The 5,190-nt window shown below is 72.3% G+C and carries 3 protein-coding genes; 1 reads left to right on the forward strand and 2 read right to left on the reverse strand.

Features of this window, described 5'->3' with window-relative positions:
• On the reverse strand, positions 1-2,402 hold a 2,402-nt coding region (locus tag JGS39_RS36250), incomplete at its 3' end, for an ATP-dependent helicase (protein ID WP_219574017.1).
• Between the two features lie 382 nt (positions 2,403-2,784).
• On the opposite strand from JGS39_RS36250, the gene JGS39_RS36255 reads away from it, so the two are divergent.
• A complete protein-coding gene (locus tag JGS39_RS36255) occupies positions 2,785-3,690 on the forward strand; it encodes an SAM-dependent methyltransferase (protein ID WP_219574018.1) in 906 nt (301 codons plus the stop codon).
• Positions 3,691-3,712: 22 nt separating this feature from the next.
• Here the strand turns inward: JGS39_RS36255 and JGS39_RS36260 are convergent.
• Positions 3,713-5,190: PD-(D/E)XK nuclease family protein (locus JGS39_RS36260; RefSeq protein ID WP_219574019.1), on the reverse strand; the 1,478-nt coding region annotated here is incomplete at its 5' end.

Here is a 5,190-nt window from a genome sequence, read left to right on the forward strand (position 1 = left end):
GGGTTCTCCTCGCCCTCGGCGGGCTCGTCCGCCCACGCCTCGATCTCGCCGTAACCGGCCGCGCAGTGCTCGTACAGCGCGTCCAGGAAGGCTGACGGGCCGCGCGGCTTCTTCTGGCTCGGGCCCCACCAGTGGCCGGAGCCGAGCAGCAGGGTGCGGGGCCGGGTGAAGGTGACGTAGCCGAGTCGGAGCTCCTCGGTGTGCTGGTGCTCCTTCATCTCCGCCTTGAAGTCCTTGAGCCCCTTGGCGTCGAAGGAGTGGAGGACGGGCAGCGTGGCCGTGTCGCCGCGCAGGGCGTGCGGGAGTACCTGGGACTGGGAGGTCCAGGCATCTCGGGACTGGCCGCTGGGGAACTGGCCCGTGACCAGGCCCGGCACGGCGACGACGTCCCATTCCAGGCCCTTGGACTTGTGGGCGGTGAGGACCTTGACGGTGTTCTCGCCGCCGGGCAGCGCGTTGTCGAGGCCCTTCTCGTACTGCACGGCGGTGCGCAGGAAGCCGAGGAAGGCGAGGAGCGTGGCCTCCCCGTCGACGGCGGCGAAGCGGGCTGCGACGTCGAGGAAGTTGGCGAGGGTCTCGCGGCGGCGGGCCGCCAGGGCCTGGGGAGAGGCGGAGAGCTCGACCTCCAGGCCCGTCGTGGCGAGGACCCGGTGCAGGACGTCCATCAGCGGGTCGGACAGCGAGCGGCGCAGGTCGCGCAGCTCGGTGGCGAGGCGGGCGAAGCGGATCCGGGCCTCGGCGGAGAACGGCAGCCGGTCGTCCTGTTCGCCGCCGGAGTCGAGGAAGGTGTCCAGGGCGTCCGCGAGGGAGATCACCTCGGCCGGGTCGATGCCCTCGACGGCCTCGGCGAGCCGGCGGTCGGGGTCGAAGTCCTCGTCGTCTCCGTGGGAGGCACGTTGGACGAGGAGTCGGGCGCGGCGGCCGAGCAGGGCGAGGTCGCGGGGGCCGATCCGCCAGCGGGGACCGGTGAGGAGCCGGACCAGGGAGGCGTTGGCCCCCGGGTCCTGGAGGACCTCGCAGACGGCCACGAGGTCGGCGACCTCGGGGAGGTGGAGCAGCCCGGAGAGGCCGACGACCTCGACCGGGATGTCCCGGGCGACGAGCGCTGCCTGGATCTCGGGGAAGTCGCCGGCTGTGCGGCACAGGACGGCGATCTCGCCGGGGGCCTTGCCGGTGCGTACGAGATGGGCGATGGAGTCGGCGAGCCAGTCGAGCTCCTCGGCGTGGGTACGCAGCAGGGCGCAGCGGACCAGGCCGTCGCGCTCGGCGCCCGGGGCGGGGCGCAGGGCCTCGACGCCCTCGTGCATGGCGCGCAGGGGGGCGGCGAGCCCGTTGGCGAGGTGCAGGAGGCGGCCGCCGCTGCGGCGGTTCTCGCTGAGGGAGTAGCGGGCGGCCGGGGTGCCGTCGGCATGCGGGAAGTGCTCCGGGAAGTCGTCGAGGTTGGCGACGGAGGCGCCGCGCCAGCCGTAGATGGCCTGGCAGGGGTCGCCGACCGCGGTGACGGCGTGTCCGGTGGCGATGCCGTCGGGGCCGCTGCCGAAGAGGGCGGAGAGCAGGAGGCGCTGGGCGACGGAGGTGTCCTGGTACTCGTCGAGCAGGACGACTCGGTACTCCTCGCGCAGGATCGCGCCGACCTCGGGGCGGGTGAGGGCGAGCTGGGCGGAGAGGGCGATCTGGTCACCGAAGTCGAGGAGGTCGCGGCTGCGCTTGGCCTCCCGGTAGCGCCGGGTCAGCGAGAGCAGCTCGCGGCGGGCCTCGGAGGTCTCGGGCATCTTGCGCAGTTCCGCGTTGCTGAGCTTGGCGGTCTCCAGGGTGCGGAGCAGTCCGGTGTCGTACGCCGCGAGCTGTTCGGGACGTACGAGATGTTCGGCGAGCTCGGCGTCCAGCGCCAGGAGATCGCTGACCAGGGTCGGGAACGACCTGGTCAGGGCCGGATAGGAGCCGGGGGCCTCGCGCAGCACGCGGGCGGCGAGCTGGTAGCGGGTGGCGTCGGCGAGGAGGCGGGTGGTGGGTTCGAGTCCTATCCGCAGCCCGTGTTCGGTGAGGAGCCGGCCGGCGAAGGCGTGGTACGTGGAGATGCCGGGTTCGCCCGGGGGGTTGTCCGGGTCGATCACATCCGGGTCGGTGACCCCGGCGGCGATCAGGGCCTTGCGGACGCGCTCGGCGAGCTCGCCGGCCGCCTTGTTGGTGAAGGTGAGCCCGAGGACCTGCTCGGGGGCGACCTGACCGGTACCGACCAGCCACACCACACGGGCCGCCATCACCGTGGTCTTCCCCGACCCGGCCCCGGCGACGATCACCTGCGGGGCGGGCGGCGCGATGATGCACGCCGTCTGCTCCGGGGTGAAGGGGATCCCCAGCAGCTCCTTGAGCTGCTCGGGATCGGTGATACGTGAGGACACTCCACAGAGGCTAACCGGCCGCACCGACAACCCACGAAGTCCGGAAGAGTCCGAGAAATACCTCACCCGCCGACCGCGGGGCCGCGGCCATGGCGCCGAAGGCGCGGCCGACGTCTCACCCAGGCGAAGGGATCCGCGCCGGAGCACGCGGAGCGGCCGGCCGCCTGGGCCGGGGGCCGGGATCGGGGGCGTACGTGAGCGTCACCGAGGCGACCGGTGAGGATCAATGTCTACGCCCCGATGTCTGCGTCCTTAGATCCGCGCCTCGATGTCTGCGTCCTCATATCCGCGTCCTCATATCCGCGTCCTGGTGGCGCACAAGCCGTGGAGGACCGTCTAAATTGACTGCTTGTCGCATCAACAGCCTTACGAGGACGGTCATATGAGCGCCGACGCACCCGCCCCTGACACCGCAGCGCTCAGGGCACGCATCGACACGACGAAGGCGCACCCGGCGCGGGTCTACGACGTCTTCCTCGGCGGCAAGGACAACTACCCGGCCGACCGCGAGGCCGCGGCCATGGCCCTGGCCGCCAATCCCCGCGGGTACCTCACCGTGCGGCACAACCGGGACTTCATGCGGCGGGCCGTCACACTCGCCGCGCAGGAGGGCATCCGGCAGTTCCTGGACGTCGGGACCGGGCTCCCGACCCAGCAGAACGTGCACCAGATCGCCCAGTCGATCGCCCCCGAGGCCCGCGTGGTGTACGCCGACAACGACCCCGTCGTCCTCGTCCACGCGCAGGCCCTGCTCACCAGCGGACCCGAGGGCCACACCGACTACATCGAGGCGGATCTGCGCGACCCCGCCAAGATCCTCGAAGCGGCCCGCCGCACACTCGACCTCGACCGGCCCGTCGCCCTCGTCCTCGCCGCCGTCCTCCACTTCATCGAGGACGAGGCGGCCTACCCGATCGTCAAGCAGCTCCTCGACGCCCTGGCACCCGGCAGCTACCTCGTACTGAGCAATGTCAGCTCGGACCTCAACCCCGAGCAGGTCGGCCGGATCACGAAGTCGTTCAAGGAGCGCGGGTTCGCGATGGTCCGCCGCTCGCACGCACAGGTCGAGCGATTCGTGACGGACAACGGGCTGGAGATGCTCGATCCCGGCGTCGTCCCCGTGCACCGCTGGCGGCCCGAGCGGATCGTCGACCTGCCCGAGTCCCAGGACCCGGATTCCGAGTTCGTGGCGGGTCTGGACGCGCTGGACCGGACGCGCTACCAGGGCATCAACGACGTCACCGACGCCGACGTCAGCGTGTACGGGGTGATGGCCCGCAAGCGCTGACGGCAGCAACATCGGATCCTGCTCACTCGAGGACGTGCCGGCCCTCCGGCTGCGCACTGCACGAGGCCTTGAAGGTGCAGTGGGAGCAGTGTTGTCCGGTCGACGGCGTGAACCGTTCGTCCAGGACCCGGCCGGCGGCGGTCGCCAGGAGATCGGAGACCCACTCGGTGTCGGGCGGCTCCTGCGCCTGCACCTTGGGGACGGCGTCACCGCCCTCCTTCTTGGGGGCGGGCTGGCGCAGCTGTACGAGTTCGGCGCCGCCGGATTCGGGGCGCTTGCCGTCGAAGACCTCGTCGACCGCGCCCGCCCGGACAGCCAGCTGGTACACGGCGAGCTGCGGGTGACGGGCCACCTCGTCCTTCGTCGGGGACTGCTTGCCGGTCTTGAAGTCGACGACGTAGGCCCGGTCGTCGGCGTCACGTTCGACGCGGTCCATGGAGCCCCGGATGCGCACCTCGTACTCCCCCGCCTCCAGCGTCACGTCGAAGTCGTGCTCGCTGGCGGCCGGGGTGCGGCCGGTGCGGTCCATGACGTGCCAGCGCAGGAAGCGTTCGAGGGCTACGCGGGCCTGCTGCTTCTCCTGATGCGACTTCCAGGGCGCGTCGAAGACCAGCCCGTCCCAGACCGAGTCGAGCCGCTCCATGAGGACGGCCAGATCGGCGGGCGTCCGCCCGGAGGCCACCTCGTCGGCCAGAACGTGGACGACGTTGCCGAAACCCTGGGCCGCGGTCGCCGGGGCGTCGGCCTTCACCTCGCGGCCCAGGAACCACTGGAGCGCGCAGGTGTTGGCCAGCTGGTCGAGCGCGCTGCCGGACAGGGCGACGGGCTGGTCCCGGTCGCGCAGCGGGACGGCCGAGCGGGTCGGCTCGTACAGGCCCCACCACCGGTAGGGGTGGGCCGACGGTACGAGCGGCTGCCCCTCGTCGTCGCTGAGCGCCGCGAGCCGGGCGAGGCGGAGGGCGGCCTCCTCCCGCAGCGCGTCGGAGGCGCCTGGGTCGACGGTGGTGGCGCGCAGCTCGGCGACGAGGGCGGCGACGGCCAGGGGCCGGCGCGGGCGGCCGGTGACGTCGCGGGGTTCGACGCCGAGCTCTGTGAGGAAGCGGGACGGCTGGTCGCCGTCGTCGGCGGGCGCCTTGACCGCGGTGACGATCAGGCGTTCGCGGGCGCGGGTCGCCGCCACGTAGAAGAGCCGGCGCTCCTCGGCGAGGAGGGCACCCGAAGTAAGGGGTTCGGCGAGGCCGTCGCGGCCGATCCGGTCCGCTTCGAGCAGCGAGCCGCGGCGCCGCAGGTCGGGCCAGAGTCCCTCCTGCACTCCGGCTACGACGACCAGGCGCCACTCCAGGCCCTTGGATCGGTGCGCGGTCATCAGCCGTACGGCGTCGGGCCGCACGGAGCGCCGGGAGAGGGTGTCGGCGGCGATGTCCTGGGCGTCGACCTCCTCCAGGAAGTTGAGCGCGCCCCGGCCCCCGGTGCGCTCCTCCGCGCGGGCCGCGGTGTCGA

It is taken from the genome of Streptomyces poriferorum (genome assembly GCF_019399235.1).
Taxonomy (GTDB): domain Bacteria; phylum Actinomycetota; class Actinomycetes; order Streptomycetales; family Streptomycetaceae; genus Streptomyces; species Streptomyces poriferorum.